Origin of the sequence: Rubrivivax albus (genome assembly GCF_004016515.1) — a bacterium.
GTDB classification, from domain to species: domain Bacteria; phylum Pseudomonadota; class Gammaproteobacteria; order Burkholderiales; family Burkholderiaceae_C; genus Rubrivivax; species Rubrivivax albus.
Map to the genome: position 1 here is coordinate 85,048 of NZ_SACT01000003.1, position 20,118 is coordinate 105,165.

The window sequence follows — 20,118 nt, forward strand, 5'->3', positions numbered from 1 at the left end:
TTCTGTTGCCTCGTCAAAGAGCGTTGCCGGTGGATCGGTTTAAGGTCTCCCGGCGCCGGGGGTCCGCCTGCCACCGGCAGCAGGCGGTCCAGACACCGGAAGACCGATGCGTGTTGCTTACTTGGCGCGCGCCGTGATGATGGCGTCGGCGACGTTGCGCGGCGCCTCGGCGTAGTGCTTGAACTCCATCGTGTACGTGGCGCGGCCCTGGGTGGCCGAGCGCAGCGTGGTGGAGTAGCCGAACATCTCCGACAGCGGCACCTCGGCCTTGATGATCTTGCCGCCGCCAGGGATGTCGTCCATGCCCTGCACCATGCCGCGGCGGGACGACAGGTCGCCCATCACCGAGCCGGCATAGTCTTCAGGCGTCTCGACTTCCACAGCCATCATCGGCTCCAGGATCACCGGGCTGGCCTTGCGGCAGCCGTCCTTGAAGCCGATCGACGCCGCCATCTTGAACGCGTTCTCGTTCGAGTCCACCTCGTGGTACGAGCCGAAGGTCAGCGTGACCTTGACGTCGACCACCGGGAAGCCCGCCAGCACGCCGTTGGGCAGGGTGTCGATCAGGCCCTTCTCGACCGCCGGGATGAACTCGCGCGGCACCACGCCGCCCTTGATGGCGTCGACGAACTCGAAGCCCTTGCCGGCTTCGTTGGGCTCGATCTTCAGCACGACGTGGCCGTACTGGCCCTTGCCGCCCGACTGGCGCACGAACTTGCCTTCGACGTTCTCCACCGCCTGACGGATGGTCTCGCGGTAGGCCACCTGCGGCTTGCCCACGTTGGCCTCGACGCCGAACTCGCGCTTCATGCGGTCGACGATGATCTCCAGGTGCAGTTCGCCCATGCCGGAGATGATGGTCTGGCCCGACTCCTCGTCGGTGCGCACGCGGAACGACGGGTCTTCCGCGGCCAGGCGGCCCAGCGCCAGGCCCATCTTCTCCTGGTCGGCCTTGGTCTTGGGCTCCACGGCCTGCGAGATCACCGGCTCGGGGAAGATCATCTTCTCGAGCGTGATCACGGCATCCGGGTCGCACAGCGTCTCGCCGGTGGTGACTTCCTTCAGGCCCACGCAGGCCGCAATGTCACCGGCCAGGATCTCCTTGATCTCCTCGCGCTGGTTGGCGTGCATCTGCAGGATCCGGCCGATGCGCTCCTTCTTGCCGCGGATCGGGTTGAACACGGTCGAGCCGGAGGCCAGCACGCCGGAGTACACGCGCACGAAGGTCAACTGGCCGACGTAGGGGTCGGTCATCAGCTTGAACGCCAGGGCCGAGAACTTCTCGCCGTCGTCGGCCTTGCGCGAGACTTCCTGGTCGTCCTCGTCGGTGCCGGTGACCGGCGGGATGTCGATCGGCGAGGGCAGGAAATCGATCACCGCGTCGAGCATGCGCTGCACGCCCTTGTTCTTGAAGGCGGTGCCGCACAGCATCGGCTGGATCTCGGTGGCGATGGTGCGCGTGCGCAGGCCGAGCTTGATCTCGTCCTCGGACAGTTCGCCCGACTCGAGGTACTTGTTCATCAGCTCTTCGCTGGCCTCGGCGGCGGCCTCGACCATGCCTTCACGCCACTTCTCGCAGTCGGCCTGCAGTTCGGCGGGGATGTCGACGTAGTCGAACTTCATGCCCTGCGAGGCCTCGTCCCAGATGATGGCCTTCATCTTCAGCAGGTCGACCACGCCCTTGAAGCTCTCCTCGGCGCCGATCGGCACCACGATGGGCACCGGGTTGGCCTTCAGGCGCGTCTTCATCTGGTCGTAGACCTTGAAGAAGTTGGCGCCGGTGCGGTCCATCTTGTTGACGAAGGCCAGGCGCGGCACCTTGTACTTGTTGGCCTGGCGCCAGACGGTCTCCGACTGCGGCTGCACGCCACCCACGGCGCAGTACACCATGCAGGCGCCGTCGAGCACGCGCATCGAACGCTCCACCTCGATGGTGAAGTCCACGTGCCCCGGGGTGTCGATGATGTTGAAGCGGTGCTCGGGGTAGGACATGTCCATGCCCTTCCAGAAGCAGGTGGTGGCGGCCGACGTGATCGTGATGCCGCGCTCCTGCTCCTGCTCCATCCAGTCCATCGTGGCCGCGCCGTCGTGCACCTCGCCGATCTTGTGGTTCACACCCGTGTAGTACAGGATGCGCTCGGTGGTCGTGGTCTTGCCGGCATCGATGTGTGCGCTGATGCCGATGTTGCGGTAGCGCTCGATGGGGGTCTTGCGGGCCATGATGAATCTCCAAATACAGGGGCCGCCCCCGGGTTGGTAGGAACCCGTAGAGGCGGCCGGAAGCCAGGGTTTAGAAGCGGAAGTGCGAGAACGCCTTGTTCGCTTCGGCCATGCGGTGCACTTCGTCGCGCTTCTTCATCGCGCCGCCGCGGCCTTCGCTTGCCTCCAGCAGTTCGTTGGCCAGGCGTGCGGCCATCGACTTCTCCCCCCGCTTGCGGGCCGATTCCTTCAGCCAGCGCATGGCCAGGGCCTGCCGGCGGATGGGGCGAACTTCCACGGGAACCTGGTAGTTCGCACCCCCGACGCGGCGGGACTTCACCTCGACCATCGGCTTGATGTTGTTCAGCGCGATCATGAAGATCTCGAGCGGATCCTTGCCGGTCTTGTTCTCGACCTGCTCCAGCGCACCGTAGATGATGCGCTCGGCGACGGCCTTCTTGCCCGATTCCATGATGACGTTCATGAACTTGGACAGATCGACGGAGCCGAACTTCGGGTCCGGCAGGATCTCGCGCTTCGGTACTTCGCGACGACGTGGCATGGGAGTCTTCCTTTTTTCGATTCAGTTGGCGCCACCTTCGCGGCACCTCGAAGGGCCATCCGGACCCTTCACTTACTGCAGCCCGCCGAGATCCCCCGGGCCAGGCCGCGACATGGCGTGGTTTACGCCTTCTTAGGACGCTTCGCGCCGTACTTGGAACGCGACTGCTTGCGGTCCTTGACGCCCTGCAGGTCGAGCGAGCCACGCACGATGTGGTAGCGCACGCCCGGCAGGTCCTTGACCCGGCCGCCGCGCACCAGCACCACGCTGTGCTCCTGCAGGTTGTGACCCTCACCACCGATGTACGAGATGACCTCGAAACCGTTGGTCAGGCGCACCTTGGCGACCTTCCGCAGCGCGGAGTTCGGCTTCTTGGGCGTCGTGGTGTAGACGCGGGTGCAGACGCCGCGACGTTGCGGACAGTTCTGCATCGCCGGCGACTTGGACTTCGTGACCTCGACCTGACGGCCGTGGCGCACGAGCTGGTTGATGGTGGGCATGTTGACTTGTTCCCGTTTGAAGTCAGCTTCTTGGAATCCCGGGAACCCGCCCTCCGGAGCTTCGCTGGTCTGGCGCGCTTCTGGTGCGCGGCCATGGCAAAGCTCGGCGCAGTTCGCCGAAAAGCCTTCTAGTATATTCCGCCCGCGATGAACGGGCAAGACACCCCTCGCAGCACACCACCCAGCGCGGTGCTGGACACCAACACCGTGCTGGACATGCTGCTCTTCGACGACTCCGGCGCTGCCGCGCTGGCGCGGGCCGTGCGAGCGCACCAGGTGCGCTGGATCGGCACGGCGCGGATGCGCGACGAACTCGCCGGTGTGCTGCAGCGCCCCCGCATGGGCCGCTGGGCGCCGCCCGAGCGCGCGGCAGCGATCCTGGCGTTCGCCGACCAGTGCATGGTGGTCGTGCCCGCGCCGGCGGCGACCGACGCGCCGCGCTGTCGCGACGCCGCCGACCAGATCTTCATCGACCTGGCCTGGGCAGATCGAACAGAGTGGCTGCTCACTCGCGACAAAGCCTTGTTGAAGCTGGCGCGGGCCGCTCGCGCGCGCGCCGTGCAGGTCTGCTCGCCGGCCGCATGGTCGGCCGCATGGATGGCCCGAAGCACCGGGGCCGCGCATACGGCGTGATTCATGGCCTGATCCGCGCCAGCTGCTCGGCCAGCGTGGCCGAGGACAGTTCACCGATGCGCCGTGCCACCAGCCGGCCCTGGGCATCGTAGAACAGCGTGGTCGGCAAGCCGGCGGCATCCAGGGCGGCCGTGCTCTGGCCGCGGCGGTCGAGCAGCACGTTCTGCAACGCCAGGCCGCGCCCGGCCAGCCAGGCCTGCACCTTCTCCGCCGACTCGCCCTGGTTGACGAAGACCACATGCACGTCGGGATGCTGCTGCTGCGCCGCCTGCAGCACCGGCATCTCGCGCACGCAGGGCGGGCACCACGTGGCCCAGAGGTTGACCACCGTGGGTCGGCCGACGAAGCCGGTGAGTTCGACCTGCGCCCCGTTGTCCAGCGCCTGCAGCGCCAGCGCCGGCATGCGCTGGCCCTCGCCGCGCGCCAGCACCAGGGCCAGCGTGCCGCACAGCCACACCGCGGTGGCGGCCACCAGGCCCCAACGCAGCGGGCGCCGGGTGGCCGGTTGCCGCGTCATGCGGCTCAGCCCATACAGCCAGGCCGCAGCGAAGCCGACCACCGGCTCCCAGCCACCGTCGCGCAGGTCCAGCAGCGTCCAGGGCTGCGCCAGGTAGGCGCCGGCGAACTGCCAGACGAAACCCAGCCGTGCGGCCACGAAGCCGACCAGAGCGGCCGTTTCCGGTGTGCGGCCCAGGTCCAGGCCCGCGCGCCGGGCCAGCCGCCCGGCCACCCACAGGCCGAACCACGTCGTGGCCAAGGCCAGCAGCACCGACCACGAGAACACCAGCGGCCCCAGCCGCAATGCATCTGCCGACATCGTCCCTCGTTGCAGCTCAACCGCCGCCCATGAAAAAAGGCGGGCCACCTCGCGGCGCCCGCCTTCGCTGGATCCCGGCCGGCGGCCGGGGTTCCACGGTGGCTTACTCGCCCGCCGGCTCCGCGCCTTCGGCCGCGGCGTCGACACCGGCCAGCTGCGCGGCCGCGAGTTCCTCGGCCTCCTGCAGCGCGATGGCGCGACGCTCGGTCTCGTCCATCTCCTCCTTGGCCTTGCGGGCCTGGTGGAAGGCCATGCCGGTGCCGGCAGGGATCAGACGGCCGACGATGACGTTCTCCTTCAGGCCGCGGAGTTCGTCGCGCTTGCCCATGATCGCCGCCTCGGTCAGCACGCGGGTGGTCTCCTGGAAGGAGGCCGCGGAGATGAACGAGTCGGTCGACAGGCTGGCCTTGGTGATGCCCAGCAGCACGTCGGCATGCGTGGCGATCATCTTGCCTTCGGCGCGCATGCGGTCGTTGGTGTCCAGCAGCTCGGAGCGCTCGACCTGCTCGCCGCCGATGTAGCCGGTGTCACCCGGGTCGACGATCTGCACGCGACGCAGCATCTGGCGGACGATCACCTCGATGTGCTTGTCGTTGATCTTCACGCCCTGCAGGCGGTAGACGTCCTGCACCTCGTCGACGATGTAGCGCGCCAGCTCCTCGATGCCCAGCAGGCGCAGGATGTCCTGCGGGTCCGCCGCGCCGTCGACGATCAGCTCGCCGCGGTTCACCACCTGGCCTTCGTGCACCAGGATGTTCTTCTCCTTGGGCACCAGCTCCTCGTAGACGTGGCCCTCGGGATCGGTGATCTGCAGACGCACCTTGCCCTTGGTCTCCTTGCCGAAGCTGATCGTGCCGGTGATCTCGGCCAGCGTGCCCTTGTCCTTGGGCGAACGGGCCTCGAACAGCTCGGCCACCCGCGGCAGACCGCCGGTGATGTCGCGCGTCTTCTGGCCTTCCATCGGGATACGCGCCAGCACCTCGCCCGGGGCCAGGTCCTGGCCGTCGCGCACCTGGATCAGCGCACCGATCGGGAAGCCGATGGTCACGCTGTGGTCGGTGCCGGGGATCTTCACCTCCTGGCCCGCAGCGTCCAGCAGCTTGACCTGCGGGCGCACCACCTTGGCCGCACCGCGACGCTTCGGGTCGATGACGACCAGCGTCGACAGACCGGTGACCTCGTCGACCTGCTTGGCGACGGTGACACCTTCCTCGACGTTCTCGAACACCGCCTTGCCGGCGAACTCGGTGATGATCGGGCGGGTCAGCGGGTCCCAGTTGGCCAGCACGGTGCCGGCCTTGACGGTCTGGTCGGGCTTGATCGTCAGCGTGGCGCCGTACGGCAGCTTGTGGCGCTCGCGCTCGCGACCGTGCGGGTCGGCGATGATGATCTCGCCGGAACGCGAGATGACCACCAACTCGCCCTTGCCGTTGGTGACGTAGCGCATCGTGGCATTGAAGCCGATGATGCCGTCGCTCTTGGCTTCCACGCTGCTGGCCACCGCCGCACGCGACGCCGCACCACCGATGTGGAAGGTCCGCATCGTCAGCTGCGTGCCCGGCTCGCCGATCGACTGCGCGGCGATCACGCCCACGGCTTCACCGGTGTTGACCAGGCCGCCGCGGCCCAGGTCACGGCCGTAGCACTTGGCGCACAGGCCGAAGCGGGTGGCACAGCTCAGCGGCGTGCGCACCTTGACCTCGTCCACGCCCGCGGCCTCCAGCACGTCCAGCGCGTCCTCGTCGAGCATCTCGCCGGCAGCCAGCAGCACTTCCTGCGTCTCCGGGTGCACGACCTCGATCGCGGTCACGCGGCCGAGGATGCGGTCGCGCAGCGACTCGATCACCTCGCCGCCCTCGACCAGCGCGCGCATGTTCATGCCGTTCTCGGTGCCGCAGTCGTCCTCGGTCACGACGAGGTCCTGCGTCACGTCGACGAGGCGGCGCGTCAGGTAGCCGGAGTTCGCGGTCTTCAGCGCCGTGTCCGCCAGGCCCTTGCGGGCGCCGTGGGTGGAGATGAAGTACTGCAGCACGTTCAGGCCTTCACGGAAGTTCGCCGTGATGGGCGTCTCGATGATGCTGCCGTCCGGCTTGGCCATCAGGCCCCGCATGCCCGCCAGCTGGCGGATCTGCGCCGCGGAACCCCGCGCTCCGGAGTCGGCCATCATGTAGATGGAGTTGAACGACTCCTGGTCGACTTCCTTGCCGTGGCGGTCCTGCACCTTCTGCTTGGACAGCTGGGCCATCATGACCTTGCCGACCTCGTCACCGGTCTTGCCCCAGATGTCCACGACCTTGTTGTAGCGCTCGCCGGCGGTCACGAGACCCGAGACGTACTGCTGCTCGATCTCCTTGACTTCCTTCTCGGCGCGCTCGATCAGGTCGTGCTTCTGCTGCGGCACCAGCATGTCGTCGATCGCGATCGAGATGCCGGCGCGCGTGGCCAGCCGGAAGCCGCTCTGCAGCAGCTTATCGGCGAACACCACCGTGTCCTTCAGGCCGCACTTGCGGAAGGACGCGTTGATGAGCTTGGAGATCTCCTTCTTCTTCAGCGCCTTGTTGATGTTGCTGAAGGGCAGGCCCTTGGGCAGGATCTCCGACAGCAGCGCGCGGCCCACCGTCGTCTCGACCAACTTGGTCTGCGGTGTCAGGCTGCCGGTGTCCTTGTCGCGCACGTACTCCGTCAGGCGAACGCTGATCTTGGCCGTGAGCTCGACCACGCCGTTGTCCAGTGCGCGCTGCAGCTCGGGCAGGTCGGCGAAGATCATGCCTTCGCCCTTGCCGTTGATGCGCTCGCGGGTGGCGTAGTACAGGCCCAGCACCACGTCCTGCGACGGCACGATGGACGGCTCGCCGTTGGCCGGGAACAGCACGTTGTTGGACGCCAGCATCAGCGTGCGGGCCTCCATCTGCGCCTCGATGCTCAGCGGCACGTGCACGGCCATCTGGTCGCCGTCGAAGTCGGCGTTGAAGGCGGCGCAGACCAGCGGATGCAGCTGGATGGCCTTGCCTTCGATCAGCACCGGCTCGAATGCCTGGATGCCCAGGCGGTGCAGCGTCGGCGCGCGATTCAGCAGGACGGGGTGCTCCTTGATCACCTCTTCCAGGATGTCCCACACCACCGGCGTGCCGCTCTCGACTTCCTTCTTCGCCGCCTTGATCGTGGTGGCGATGCCCATCGCCTCCAGGCGGCTGAAGATGAAGGGCTTGAACAGCTCGATGGCCATCAGCTTGGGCAGGCCGCACTGGTGCAGCTTGAGCGTCGGGCCGACCACGATGACCGAACGGCCCGAGTAGTCGACGCGCTTGCCCAGCAGGTTCTGGCGGAAGCGGCCGCTCTTGCCCTTGATCATGTCGGCCAGCGACTTCAGCGCACGCTTGTTCGCGCCCGTCATCGCCTTGCCGCGGCGGCCGTTGTCCAGCAGCGAGTCCACCGCCTCCTGCAGCATGCGCTTCTCGTTGCGCACGATGATCTCGGGCGCCTTCAGCTCCAGCAGGCGCGCCAGGCGGTTGTTGCGGTTGATGACGCGGCGGTACAGGTCGTTGAGGTCGGACGTCGCGAAGCGGCCGCCGTCCAGCGGCACCAGCGGGCGCAGGTCCGGCGGCAGCACCGGCAGGACCTCCATCACCATCCAGTTGGGCTTGATGCCGCTCTTCTTGAAGGCCTCCATGACCTTCAGGCGCTTGGCGTTCTTCTTGATCTTCAGTTCCGACCCGGTCATGTCGTTCCGGATCTTGTCGATCTCCGCGTCGAGGTCCATCTCCTCGAGCAGCTTCTTGATGCCTTCGGCGCCCATCATCGCCACGAACTCGTCGCCGAACTCGGTGCGCTTGGCCTCGTAGTCGTCCTCGGACATGATGCTGAACTTCTTCAGCGGGGTCATGCCCGGGTCGACGACGACGTAGGCCTCGAAGTACAGCACGCGCTCGATGTCGCGCAGCGTCATGTCGAGCACCAGGCCCAGGCGCGACGGCAGGCTCTTGAGGAACCAGATGTGCGCACAGGGCGCGGCCAGGTCGATGTGACCCATGCGCTCACGGCGCACCTTGGTCTGCGTGACCTCCACGCCGCACTTCTCGCAGATCACGCCACGGTGCTTCAGGCGCTTGTACTTGCCGCACAGGCACTCGTAGTCCTTGATCGGGCCGAAGATCTTGGCGCAGAACAGGCCGTCACGCTCCGGCTTGAAGGTGCGGTAGTTGATCGTCTCGGGCTTCTTCACCTCGCCGAACGACCAGCTGCGGATCTTCTCCGGGGAAGCCAGGCCGATCTTGATGGCATCGAAATGCTCATCGGGGGTGAACTGCTTGAAAAGGTCGAGTAGTCCCTTCATGGTGTCTTCCTTTTCCCTTCCTTAGTTGCGCTCGAGCTCGATGTCGATGCCGAGCGAACGGATTTCCTTCACCAGCACGTTGAACGATTCCGGCATGCCGGCTTCGATGGCGTGCTCGCCCTTGACGATGTTCTCGTAGACCTTGGTCCGGCCGTTCACGTCGTCGGACTTCACCGTCAGCATCTCCTGCAGGATGTAGCTGGCGCCGTAGGCCTCGAGCGCCCAGACCTCCATCTCGCCGAAACGCTGGCCGCCGAACTGCGCCTTGCCGCCCAGCGGCTGCTGGGTGACCAGGCTGTACGGGCCGGTGGAACGGGCGTGCATCTTGTCGTCCACCAGGTGGTGCAGCTTCAGCACATGCATGTAGCCCACGGTGACAGGGCGCTCGAAGGCGTCGCCGGTGCGGCCGTCGTGCAGCGTGGCCTGGGTGCGCGTGGCGGTCAGGCCCTTGCGCGCGGCGATGTCGTCCGGGTAGGCGAGCTTGAGCATCGCGCGGATCTCTTCCTCGGCCGCACCGTCGAACACCGGCGTGGCGAACGGCACGCCGCTCTTCAGGTTCTCGGCCATCTCCAGCACCTCGGCGTCGCTCAGCGCGTCGATCTGCTCGGTCTTGCCGCCGCTCTGGTTGTAGAGCTCGTCGAAGAACTTGCGCAGTTCGGCCACCTTGGTCTGCTGCTGCAGCATGTCGCCGATGCGCTGGCCGATGCCCTTGCCGGCCCAGCCCAGGTGCACTTCCAGCACCTGGCCCACGTTCATCCGGGAGGGCACGCCCAGCGGGTTGAGCACGATGTCGCAAGGCGTGCCGTCGGCCATGTAGGGCATGTCCTCGACGGCGACGATCTTCGACACCACGCCCTTGTTGCCGTGGCGGCCGGCCATCTTGTCGCCAGGCTGCAGACGGCGCTTGACGGCCAGGTAGACCTTGACCATCTTCAGCACGCCGGCGGGCAGCTCATCGCCCTGCGTCAGCTTCTTGCGCTTCTCCTCGAAGGCGAGGTCGAAGCTGTGGCGCGTCTGGTCCAGGCTGTTCTTGATCGACTCGAGCTGGTTGGCCACGTCGTCGTCCGCCGGGCGGATGTCGAACCAGTGGTACTTGTCCACCGAGGCCAGGTAGGCGGCGTCGATCTTCGTGCCCTTGGCGATCTTGTTCGGGCCGCCGTTGGCGGCCTTGCCCACCAGCAGCTTCTCGATACGGGCGAAGGCGTCGCCCTCGACGATGCGCAGCTGGTCGTTGAGGTCCAGGCGGTAGCGCTTGAGCTCGTCGTCGATGATCTGCTGGGCACGCTTGTCGCGCTGGATGCCTTCACGCGTGAAGACCTGCACGTCGATCACGGTGCCGCTGGTGCCCTGGTCCACGCGCAGCGAGGTGTCCTTCACGTCGGACGCCTTCTCGCCGAAGATCGCGCGCAGCAGCTTCTCTTCCGGCGTCAGCGTGGTCTCGCCCTTGGGCGTGACCTTGCCGACCAGCACGTCGCCAGGGTTCACCTCGGCGCCGATGTAGACGATGCCGCTCTCGTCCAGGCGGGCCAGCTGCTGCTCGCTCAGGTTCGGGATGTCGCGCGTGATCTCTTCGGAGCCCAGCTTGGTGTCGCGGGCCATGACCACCAGCTCCTCGATGTGGATCGAGGTGTAGCGGTCTTCGGCGACGACACGCTCGCTGATGAGGATCGAGTCCTCGAAGTTGTAGCCGTTCCAGGGCATGAACGCGACGAGCATGTTCTGGCCCAGGGCGAGTTCGCCCAGGTCCGTCGACGCGCCGTCGGCCACCACGTCACCGCGGCCCACGTGGTCGCCACGCTTGACGATGGCGCGCTGGTGGATGTTGGTGTTCTGGTTGGAACGCTGGTACTTGATCAGGTTGTAGATGTCGACGCCGACTTCGCCGGCCACCGTCTCGTCGTCGTTGACGCGGATCACGATGCGGTTGGTGTCGACGTAGTCGACGATGCCGCCACGGCGCGCGGTGACCACGGTGCCGGAGTCGACCGCAGCCACGCGCTCGACGCCCGTGCCCACCAGGGCCTTCTCGGGGCGCAGCGTCGGCACGGCCTGGCGCTGCATGTTGGCGCCCATCAGCGCACGGTTCGCGTCGTCGTGCTCCAGGAACGGCACCAGCGACGCCGCCACCGACACGATCTGCGTCGGCGCCACGTCCATGTACTGCACGCGTTCCGGGCTCAGCAGCACCGATTCGCCCTTCTCGCGCGCCGAGACCAGCTCGTCGGTCAGGCGGCCGGCAGCGTCCAGCGACGCGTTGGCCTGGGCGATGACGTACTTGCCTTCCTCGATGGCCGACAGGTAGTCGATCTGGTCGGTGACCTGGCCGTTCTCCACCCGGCGGTACGGCGTCTCCAGGAAGCCGTACTCGTTCAGGCGCGCGTACAGCGCCAGCGAGTTGATCAGGCCGATGTTCGGGCCTTCCGGCGTCTCGATCGGGCACACGCGGCCATAGTGCGTGGGGTGCACGTCGCGCACCTCGAAGCCGGCGCGTTCGCGCGTCAGACCGCCCGGGCCCAGGGCCGAGACACGCCGCTTGTGCGTGATCTCCGACAGCGGGTTGGTCTGGTCCATGAACTGGCTGAGCTGGCTCGCGCCGAAGAACTCCTTCAGTGCCGCACTGATCGGCTTGGAGTTGATCAGGTCGTGCGGCATCAGGGCCTCGGTTTCGGCCTGGCCCAGACGCTCCTTCACGGCCTTCTCGATGCGCGCCAGGCCCGAGCGGTACTGGTTCTCCGCCAGTTCGCCCACGCAGCGCACGCGGCGGTTGCCCAGGTGGTCGATGTCGTCCACCTCGCCGTTGCCGTTGCGCAGGTCGACCAGGATCTTGACGACGTCCAGGATGTCCTCGTTGGACAGCGTCATCGCGCCTTCGGGCGTGTCGCGGCCCACGCGGGCGTTGAACTTCATGCGGCCGACGCGGCTCAGGTCGTAGGTGTCGGCGCTGTAGAACAGGCGGTTGAACAGGGCCTCGACCGCGTCCTCGGTCGGCGGCTCGCCGGGGCGCATCATGCGGTAGATGGCCACGCGGGCGGCCAGCTGGTCCGCCGTCTCGTCACCGGCCAGGGTCTGGCTGATGTAGGCGCCCTGGTTGAGCTCGTTGGTGAAGATGCACTGCAGGTCCTGGATGCCGGCGCTGCGCAGCTTCTTCAGCAGGGTCTCGGTGAGCTCGTCGTTGGCCTTCGCGATGATCTCGCCGGTGTCCGGGTCGACCATGTTGCGCGCCACCACGCGGCCGATCAGGAAGTCCTCCGGCACGCTGATGTAGCCGGTGCCGCTCTGCTCGAGCTGGCGCACGTGGCGGGCGGTGATGCGCTTGTCCTTCTCGACGACGACGTTGCCGTCCTTGTCGGTGAGGTCGAAGCGGGCGATCTCGCCCTTCAGGCGGTCGGCCACGAAGGCCATCTGGGCGCCCGAGTCCATCAGCTTGAACGTGTCGTTGCTGAAGAAGTGCGCCAGGATCTGCTCGGGGTTCAGGCCGATGGCCTTGAGCAGGATCGTCACCGGCATCTTGCGGCGGCGGTCGACGCGGAAGTACAGCACGTCCTTCGGGTCGAACTCGAAGTCCAGCCAGGAGCCGCGGTAGGGGATGATGCGGGCGCTGAACAGCAGCTTGCCCGAGCTGTGCGTCTTGCCCTTGTCGTGCTCGAAGAACACGCCCGGGCTGCGGTGCAGCTGGGAGACGATCACGCGCTCGGTGCCGTTGACGATGAACGAGCCGTAGTCGGTCATCAGGGGCACCTCGCCCATGTAGACCTCCTGCTCCTTGATCTCCTTGACGACCTTCTGCGGATGGCTCTCGCGGTCGTAGATGATCATCTGCAGCTTGGCGCGCACGGCCGCGGCGAAGGTCAGGCCCCGCTGCTGGCACTCGCGCACGTCGAACGGCGGCTTGGCGATGTTGAACTCGATGAACTTCATCTCCACGAACCCGTTGTGCGACACGATCGGGAACGCGGACAGGAAGGCCGCCTGCAGGCCCTCGGGCTTGCGCTGCTGCGGCGGCACGTCCTTCTGCAGGAACGCGACGTAGGAGTCCTGCTGCATGGTCAGCAGGTAGGGGACCTCGAGCACGCTCGGGCGTTTGCCGAAGCTCTTGCGGATCCGCTTGCGCTCGGTGTAGCTGTAGGACGTGGAAGCTTGCGCCATTGAAATCTCCGTGTCGGAGCCCGCTCTGGCCGTGAACGGACCCTCGTCGGCGACTGGCTGCTCAGACCTTGCGTCTGAAAGCTTGGTGGCAGGCCACTACCTGCCGCTGGCGGACAACCCCGGCGTTGCACCGGAGTCCGACCAAACCCGTTCCCTGCAGTCGGATCAGAGAACACTGGGAAACCCGGCACGCCGGGTTTCGCGGTGGTCTCGACCGGGGGCACGAGGCCCCCGCGAAATCACTTCATTTCCGCCTTGGCGCCGGCTTCCACCAGCTTCTTCACGGCAGCTTCGGCGTCGGCCTTGGCGATGCCTTCCTTCACGGCCTTGGGCGCGCCGTCGACCATGTCCTTGGCTTCCTTCAGGCCCAGGCCCGTCAGTTCGCGCACGGCCTTGATGACGGACACCTTGTTGGCGCCGGCTTCCAGCAGCATCACGTTGAACTCGGTCTTCTCTTCTGCGGCCGGGGCGGCGCCACCGCCACCCGCGGCCGGGGCGGCCATGGCCGCGGCGGACACGCCGAACTTCTCCTCGATGGCCTTGACCAGGTCATTGAGTTCCATGACGGTCATGCTGTCCATCGCGGTCAGGAAAGCGTCTTTGTCGAATGCCATTTGATGTACCTACAAATCGATGAATGATTGGGAACGGATGTCGTCTGGGGCTCAGGCTGCGGCTGGGGCTTCGGCTGGCGCCTCGCCTCCACCACGCTGCTCGGCCACCGCTGCCAGCACGCCGGCCATCCGCTGGATGGGCGACTTCAGCAGGCCGGCGACCTGGGCGATCAGCACCTCGCGGCTCGGGATGGACGCCAGGGCCTTGACGCCCTCCACGTCCAGCGCCTTGCCGGCATAGGCACCTGCCTTGACGACCAGCTTGTCGTTGGTCTTGGCAAAGTCGGCGATGACCTTCGCCGCCGCCACGGCATCTTCAGAAAAGCCGTAGATCAGCGGCCCGACCATGGCTTCCGAGACCACCTCGAACGGCGTGCCAGCGACGGCGCGGCGGGCCAGCGTGTTCTTCAGCACATGAAGGTACACGCCCTGCTCGCGCGCCTGCTTGCGCAGCGCGTCCATGTGGGCCACGGTGAGGCCACGATACTCGGCCAGCGCCAGGGTCTGGGCAGCAGCGGCCTGCGCCGCCACTTCCGTCACCACGGCTGCCTTCTCGTTGCGATTGAGACTCAAGGTCTGCTCCTCACGAATCGTGCTCGGCGGGCGGGCCCGCCTTGCACACGGGTTGCAGCGACCTTCCGTTGCCAGCTCATCCTGTCGGATGCTCCTTCACGGCGGATCGCCATCTGCGCTGGCCATTAAGGGGAGAGGCGCTCCCCACCAGCGGTCTTCGATGGCCCGTGCCCGGCGAACCGGACACGCTCCACCAAATCTTCAGTGCCTCAGGCCGCAGCCTGCGTCAGCGACGCCATGTCCACGCGGACACCGACGCCCATGGTCGAGGACACGGCCACCTTGCGCAGGTAGACGCCCTTGCTGCTGGCCGGCTTGGCCTTGTTCAGCGCATCGATCAGGGCGCGCAGGTTGCCGACGAGCTTGTCATCGTCGAACGAACGGCGGCCGATCGTGCCGTGGATGATGCCGGCCTTGTCGACGCGGAACTGCACCTGGCCGGCCTTCGCGTTCTTCACCGCGGTGGCCACGTCGGGCGTCACGGTGCCGACCTTGGGGTTGGGCATCAGGCCGCGCGGGCCGAGGATCTGACCCAGCGTGCCGACCACGCGCATCGTGTCCGGCGAGGCGATCACGACGTCGAAGTTGATGTTGCCGGCCTTGACCTCGGCGGCCAGGTCGTCCATGCCGACGATGTCGGCGCCGGCGGCCTTGGCCTCCTCGGCCTTGGCGCCCTGGGCGAACACCGCCACACGCTTGGTCTTGCCGGTGCCGTTGGGCATCACGACGGCGCCGCGCACGACCTGGTCGGACTTGCGCGCGTCGATGCCGAGCTGCACCGAGACGTCGATCGACTCGTCGAACTTCGCGGTGGCGCATTCCTTGACGATGGCCAGCGCGTTGTCGATCGGGTACAGCTTGTTGCTGTCCACCTTGCCCTGCAGGGCCTTCTGCTTCTTCGTGAGCTTGGCCATGGTCAGACTCCTTCGACGATGATGCCCATCGAACGGGCCGAGCCGGCGATGGTCTTCACGGCGCGGTCCAGGTCGGCCGCGGTGAGGTCCTTGGTCTTGGTCTTGGCGATCTCCTCGAGCTGCTCGCGCGTGACCTTGCCCACCTTCTCCAGGTGCGGACGGCCGGAGCCCTTCTCGATCTTCGCGGCCTTCTTCAGCAGCACGGTCGCCGGCGGCGACTTGAGCACGAAGGTGAACGACTTGTCGGCGTAGGCGGTGATCACCACCGGCAGCTTCAGGCCGGGTTCGTAGCTCTGCGTCTGGGCGTTGAACGCCTTGCAGAACTCCATGATGTTCAGGCCGCGCTGGCCGAGCGCCGGGCCGACCGGCGGCGACGGGTTGGCCTTGCCGGCCGGGATCTGCAGCTTGATGAAGCCGACGATCTTCTTTGCCATGAGTGGCTCCTTGTCGAGTGCTAGCGCCGGGGTTCAGCCGGCTCCTCGGGGTACAGCCCTGGGGTAAAGATCAGACCGGGGCTGGGACGGTCTGACCAGAAAACTCAGACCTTTTCGACCTGACCGAAATCCAGCTCCACCGGCGTGGCACGACCGAAGATCGTGACCGACACGCGGACCTTGGACTTCTCGTAGTTGACTTCCTCGACCGCGCCGTTGAAGTCGGTGAACGGGCCTTCCTTGACGCGGACAAGCTCGCCGACCGTCCATTCCACCTTGGGCTTGGGCTTGTCGACGCCTTCCTGCATCTGGTTGACGATCTTCATCACCTCGGCTTCGGAGATCGGGGCCGGGCGATTGCGCGCGCCGCCGACAAAGCCGGTGACCTTGCTGGTGTGCTTGACGAGGTGCCAGGACTCGTCGTCCATCTCCATCTCGACCAGCACGTAGCCGGGGAAGAAGCGGCGCTCGGTGACCGACTTCTTGCCATTCTTCAGCTCGACGACTTCCTCGGTGGGCACCAGGATGCGGCCGAACTTGCTCTGCATGCCGGCACGCTCGATGCGCTCGCGGATGTTGCGCTCCACCGCCTTCTCCATGCCAGAGTAGGCGTGCACGACATACCAGCGCATGTTGGTCGGCGCGGGCGCAGGCGCCGGGGCCTCAGCACCCGGGGCGGCGGTGTCGGTGATGTCGTTCATGCGGTTTCCTTCAGCTGCGCCAGCCCAGGATCAGGTCGTACAGCACCCAGCTCAGCGTCTTGTCCGTCAGCCACAGGAACAGGGCCATCACGACGACGAAGGCGAACACGTAGGCCGTCATCTGCAGCGCCTCGTTGCGCGTCGGCCAGACGACCTTGCGCACCTCACGCGCCGAATCGCGGCCGAAGCCGATCAGCTGCTTGCCCGGCTCGGAGACGAAGAACACCACCACGGCCGCGATGAGCAGCGCCAGCAGCGCCAGGACGCGCATCCACAGCGGCTGCTGCGCCAGCAGATAAAAGGCCGCCACGCCGCCCACGAGCAGCACGACCGACCCGGCCAGCTTGGCCTTGTCAGCAGCGGTGGAAACGGTTTCGACGGGAGCGGGCGTGGACATGGGCTGGATGACTCGTGCAAGGCTGCGCGGGACGGCGCGAGCGGGTTCCGACGATGCCTTGCATCAGGCGCAAAACCCGCAAGGCGCGGGCCTGGCGGGCTGGAGGGCCCCCAACGGGCCCGGAATCATTTGGCAGGGGCGGAGGGAATCGAACCCCCGACCTTCGGTTTTGGAAACCGGCGCTCTACCAATTGAGCTACACCCCTGCGGCAAACCTCTTACTCGATGATCTTGGCCACGACGCCGGCGCCGACGGTGCGGCCGCCTTCACGGATGGCGAAGCGCAGGCCTTCTTCCATCGCGATCGGGGCGATCAGCTTGACCGTGATGCTGACGTTGTCGCCAGGCATCACCATCTCCTTGTCCTTGGGCAGCTCCACCGCGCCGGTCACGTCCGTGGTGCGGAAGTAGAACTGCGGACGGTAGTTGTTGAAGAACGGCGTGTGGCGGCCGCCTTCGTCCTTGCTCAGCACGTACACCTCGGCGGTGAAGTGCGTGTGCGGCTTGATGCTGCCGGGCTTGCACAGCACCTGGCCACGCTCGACGTCCTCGCGCTTGGTGCCGCGCAGCAGGATGCCGACGTTGTCACCGGCCTGGCCCTGGTCGAGCAGCTTGCGGAACATCTCCACGCCGGTGCAGGTGGTCTTCTGCGTGTCGCGGATGCCGACGATCTCGATTTCCTCGCCGACCTTGATGACGCCACGCTCGACACGGCCGGTCACGACGGTGCCGCGGCCGGAGATCGAGAAGACGTCTTCGACGGGCATCAGGAAGGTGCCGTCGATGGCGCGCTCGGGCGTGGGGATGTAGCTGTCCAGGGCGTCGGCCAGGGCCATGATGGCCTGCTCGCCGAGTTCGCCCTTGTCGCCTTCCAGGGCCAGCTTGGCCGAGCCCTTGACGATGGGGGTGTCGTCGCCGGGGAAGTCGTACTTGCTCAGCAGTTCACGCACTTCCATCTCCACCAGCTCCAGGAGCTCGGCGTCGTCGACCATGTCGCACTTGTTGAGGAAGACGATGATGTACGGCACGCCGACCTGACGGGCCAGCAGGATGTGCTCGCGGGTCTGGGGCATCGGGCCGTCGGCGGCCGAGCACACCAGGATGGCGCCGTCCATCTGCGCCGCACCGGTGATCATGTTCTTCACGTAGTCGGCGTGCCCGGGGCAGTCGACGTGCGCGTAGTGGCGGTTGGCGGTCTCGTACTCGACGTGCGCGGTGTTGATCGTGATGCCGCGCGCCTTCTCCTCCGGCGCCGCATCGATCTGGTCGTAGCCCTTGGCCTCGCCACCGAACTTCGCCGACAGGATCGTCGTGATCGCCGCCGTCAGCGTCGTCTTGCCATGGTCCACGTGACCAATCGTGCCCACGTTCACGTGCGGCTTGGTGCGTTCAAACTTGCCTTTTGCCATGTCAGCGCTCCTGGCTCGTCAAGAGTAGAGAAGATGTTGCCGAAAGATCGATGGTGCCCATGGCGCGGATCGAACGCGCGACCTCTCCCTTACCAAGGGAGTGCTCTACCACTGAGCCACATGGGCATCGATACGGGTCTGACGACGCTGCGCATCGGCAAACCGGTATCGAGGCTGGAGCGGGAGACGGGAATCGAACCCGCGTCATTAGCTTGGAAGGCTAAGGTTCTGCCATTGAACTACTCCCGCAGCCTTCCAACTCCGCCACCACCGGCACCCCACGGGAAGGTGGCCTGCGGTGTTCTCTGGTGGAGGAGGCTGGATTCGAACCAGCGTAGGCGTAAGCCAACAGATTTACAGTCTGCCCCCTTTAGCCACTCGGGCACCCCTCCGGAGAGCCTGTGAGTATAGCACGGCAATCAGGGCGCGCCAGTCAAGCCCCACCAGTCGATCCGGTCGGCCGTGGCCGCGAAGTGGCTGCCGTCGGCCATGAACTCGCGCCGGATGTCGTGTGACGGGTGGCGCGTGCGGAAGACCGGCACGCTGGGCGCCGCCGGACAGGCGGCGTCAAAGAACGCGTTCGCCGGTTTGCCCCAGAGCAGAAACGCAGGCGGTTGATCGCGGCCGCACAGATACTGAACAATTTGAGCAGTGAGCGCTTGCCATCCGCAGTCCAGGTGGGCGCCGGCACGGCCCACTTCCACCGTCAGCGTCGGGTTCAGCAGCAGCACGCCCTGCTCGGCCCAGGCGTCGAGCTTCCAAATGGCCGGTGGCGCCCAGCCCGGGCGATCCGACGCCAGCACCTGGAAGATGCGGCGCAGCGAATGCGGCCGGCCGTGCCCCGCGGAGAAGGCCAGGCCATCGGCATGACCCGGCTTCGGGTAGGGGTCCTGGCCGAACACCACGACGCGGGCCGCCTCGGGCGGCACCAGACGCAACGCGCGAAAGGGGTCGGCCGGCGCGATGTCGAGCGTGCCGGACGCGGCGCGCACCCGGTCGGTCACCGCCTGCTCCGCGGCCGGCGTCCAGCCGGGCAGCGCGGCGCGCCAGGCCGCAGGCAGCGCGGCAAACGCTGCCGGCAGGTCGTCGGCCGTCACGCGAACAGGTCCGCGAGCGCGGCGCCGGGGTCGGGCGCGCGCATGAACGCCTCGCCCACCAGGAAGGCGTGCACGCCGGCGTCGCGCATGCGGCGCACGTCGTCCCGGCCCAGGATGCCGGACTCGGTGACCAGGAGCCTGTCCGCAGGCACCCGCGGCAGCAGGTCCAGCGTGGTCTGCAGTGTGACGTCGAAGGTGCGCAGGTTACGGTTGTTGATGCCCACCAGCGGTGTCTGCAGCCGCAGCGCACGGTCGAGTTCGGCACCGTCGTGCACCTCCACCAGCACGTCCATGCCCAGCGCCAGCGCCGTGGCTTCCAGGTCGGCCATCAAGGCATCGTCCAGACAGGCGGCAATCAGCAGGATGCAGTCCGCGCCCAGCGCGCGCGCCTCCACCACCTGGTAGGCATCGACCATGAAGTCCTTGCGCAGCACCGGCAGCGCACAAGCTTCGCGCGCCTGTTGCAGGTAGGCGGCCGCGCCCTGGAAGAAGCGCTCGTCGGTCAGCACGCTGAGGCAGGCGGCGCCGTGCTCCGCGTAGCTGGCCGCGATCTCGGCCGGCACGAAGTGCTCGCGCAGCACGCCCTTGCTGGGGCTGGCCTTCTTGACCTCGGCGATCACGCCGGCACCGCCGGCGGCGATCTTCGCGCGCAATGCGGCGACGAAGCCGCGCACGTCACGCCGCGCCTCGGCCTCCGCGCGCCAGCTCTCGAACGACCGCACCGCGCGCCCCGCCGCGATTTCCTCGCGCTTGACGGCGACGATCTTCTGCAGGATGTCGCTCATCGCA

16 protein-coding genes and 4 tRNA genes are annotated in these 20,118 nt (G+C 66.8%); 1 reads left to right on the plus strand and 19 read right to left on the minus strand.

The window, feature by feature from the left end; all coding sequences use genetic code 11:
* Positions 1-117: 117 nt before the first annotated feature.
* The 3 genes from fusA to rpsL form a co-directional block, all read right to left on the minus strand.
* The gene (fusA, locus tag ENE75_RS10975) at positions 118-2,220 is read right to left on the minus strand and encodes an elongation factor G (protein WP_128198360.1); all 2,103 of its coding nucleotides are present in this window, start codon (positions 2,218-2,220) and stop codon (positions 118-120) included.
* Positions 2,221-2,290: 70 nt separating this feature from the next.
* Positions 2,291-2,761: a 30S ribosomal protein S7 gene (rpsG, locus tag ENE75_RS10980; protein ID WP_128198361.1), complete on the minus strand. Its 471-nt coding sequence runs from the start codon at positions 2,759-2,761 to the stop codon at positions 2,291-2,293.
* A 122-nt stretch (positions 2,762-2,883) separates the two neighbouring features.
* Positions 2,884-3,261 (minus strand): 30S ribosomal protein S12, encoded by a 378-nt coding sequence (gene rpsL / locus ENE75_RS10985; RefSeq protein WP_058088974.1) that lies wholly within the window; start codon positions 3,259-3,261, stop codon positions 2,884-2,886.
* 189 nt (positions 3,262-3,450) lie between these two features.
* Between rpsL and ENE75_RS10990 the strand changes: the two genes are divergently transcribed.
* The gene (locus tag ENE75_RS10990; RefSeq protein ID WP_233259023.1) at positions 3,451-3,894 is read left to right on the plus strand and encodes a putative toxin-antitoxin system toxin component, PIN family; all 444 of its coding nucleotides are present in this window, start codon (positions 3,451-3,453) and stop codon (positions 3,892-3,894) included.
* A 1-nt stretch (position 3,895) separates the two neighbouring features.
* Here the strand turns inward: ENE75_RS10990 and ENE75_RS10995 are convergent, their stop codons facing one another.
* From ENE75_RS10995 to trpC, 16 genes are all read right to left on the minus strand, one after another.
* Positions 3,896-4,711 (minus strand): TlpA disulfide reductase family protein, encoded by an 816-nt coding sequence (locus ENE75_RS10995; protein ID WP_128198363.1) that lies wholly within the window; start codon positions 4,709-4,711, stop codon positions 3,896-3,898.
* 103 nt (positions 4,712-4,814) lie between these two features.
* The gene (gene rpoC / locus ENE75_RS11000; RefSeq protein WP_128198364.1) at positions 4,815-9,044 is read right to left on the minus strand and encodes a DNA-directed RNA polymerase subunit beta'; all 4,230 of its coding nucleotides are present in this window, start codon (positions 9,042-9,044) and stop codon (positions 4,815-4,817) included.
* A gap of 21 nt (positions 9,045-9,065) precedes the next feature.
* Positions 9,066-13,190, minus strand: a complete 4,125-nt coding sequence (gene rpoB, locus ENE75_RS11005) for a DNA-directed RNA polymerase subunit beta (RefSeq protein ID WP_128198365.1) — start codon at positions 13,188-13,190, stop codon at positions 9,066-9,068.
* A gap of 239 nt (positions 13,191-13,429) precedes the next feature.
* Positions 13,430-13,804 carry a 50S ribosomal protein L7/L12 gene (rplL, locus tag ENE75_RS11010; protein WP_128198366.1) on the minus strand — a complete coding sequence of 125 codons (375 nt, stop codon included), beginning with the start codon at positions 13,802-13,804 and terminating at the stop codon, positions 13,430-13,432.
* 51 nt (positions 13,805-13,855) lie between these two features.
* Entirely contained in the window at positions 13,856-14,377 is a 522-nt protein-coding gene (gene rplJ, locus ENE75_RS11015; RefSeq protein WP_128198367.1) for a 50S ribosomal protein L10, read from the minus strand.
* A gap of 209 nt (positions 14,378-14,586) precedes the next feature.
* Positions 14,587-15,291, minus strand: a complete 705-nt coding sequence (gene rplA / locus ENE75_RS11020) for a 50S ribosomal protein L1 (protein ID WP_128198368.1) — start codon at positions 15,289-15,291, stop codon at positions 14,587-14,589.
* Positions 15,292-15,293: 2 nt separating this feature from the next.
* A complete protein-coding gene (gene rplK / locus ENE75_RS11025) occupies positions 15,294-15,725 on the minus strand; it encodes a 50S ribosomal protein L11 (protein ID WP_128198369.1) in 432 nt (143 codons plus the stop codon).
* A 104-nt stretch (positions 15,726-15,829) separates the two neighbouring features.
* Positions 15,830-16,426 carry a transcription termination/antitermination protein NusG gene (gene nusG / locus ENE75_RS11030; RefSeq protein ID WP_375138483.1) on the minus strand — a complete coding sequence of 199 codons (597 nt, stop codon included), beginning with the start codon at positions 16,424-16,426 and terminating at the stop codon, positions 15,830-15,832.
* Positions 16,427-16,436: 10 nt separating this feature from the next.
* A complete protein-coding gene (gene secE, locus ENE75_RS11035; protein WP_128198370.1) occupies positions 16,437-16,823 on the minus strand; it encodes a preprotein translocase subunit SecE in 387 nt (128 codons plus the stop codon).
* A 130-nt stretch (positions 16,824-16,953) separates the two neighbouring features.
* Positions 16,954-17,029: transfer RNA gene (locus ENE75_RS11040), tRNA-Trp, on the minus strand.
* A gap of 12 nt (positions 17,030-17,041) precedes the next feature.
* On the minus strand, positions 17,042-18,232 hold the full coding sequence (gene tuf / locus ENE75_RS11045) for an elongation factor Tu (RefSeq protein WP_128198371.1): 1,191 nt from the start codon (positions 18,230-18,232) through the stop codon (positions 17,042-17,044).
* Between the two features lie 51 nt (positions 18,233-18,283).
* Positions 18,284-18,358, minus strand: a tRNA-Thr gene (locus tag ENE75_RS11050).
* 49 nt (positions 18,359-18,407) lie between these two features.
* Positions 18,408-18,481: transfer RNA gene (locus ENE75_RS11055), tRNA-Gly, on the minus strand.
* A gap of 57 nt (positions 18,482-18,538) precedes the next feature.
* Positions 18,539-18,624, minus strand: a tRNA-Tyr gene (locus ENE75_RS11060).
* Between the two features lie 27 nt (positions 18,625-18,651).
* Complete coding sequence (locus ENE75_RS11065) at positions 18,652-19,329, minus strand: uracil-DNA glycosylase (RefSeq protein ID WP_128198372.1); 678 nt, start codon at positions 19,327-19,329, stop codon at positions 18,652-18,654.
* The gene (trpC, locus tag ENE75_RS11070) at positions 19,326-20,114 is read right to left on the minus strand and encodes an indole-3-glycerol phosphate synthase TrpC (RefSeq protein WP_128198373.1); all 789 of its coding nucleotides are present in this window, start codon (positions 20,112-20,114) and stop codon (positions 19,326-19,328) included. The genes ENE75_RS11065 and trpC overlap by 4 nt, the downstream gene beginning before the upstream one ends.
* Positions 20,115-20,118: the final 4 nt, after the last annotated feature.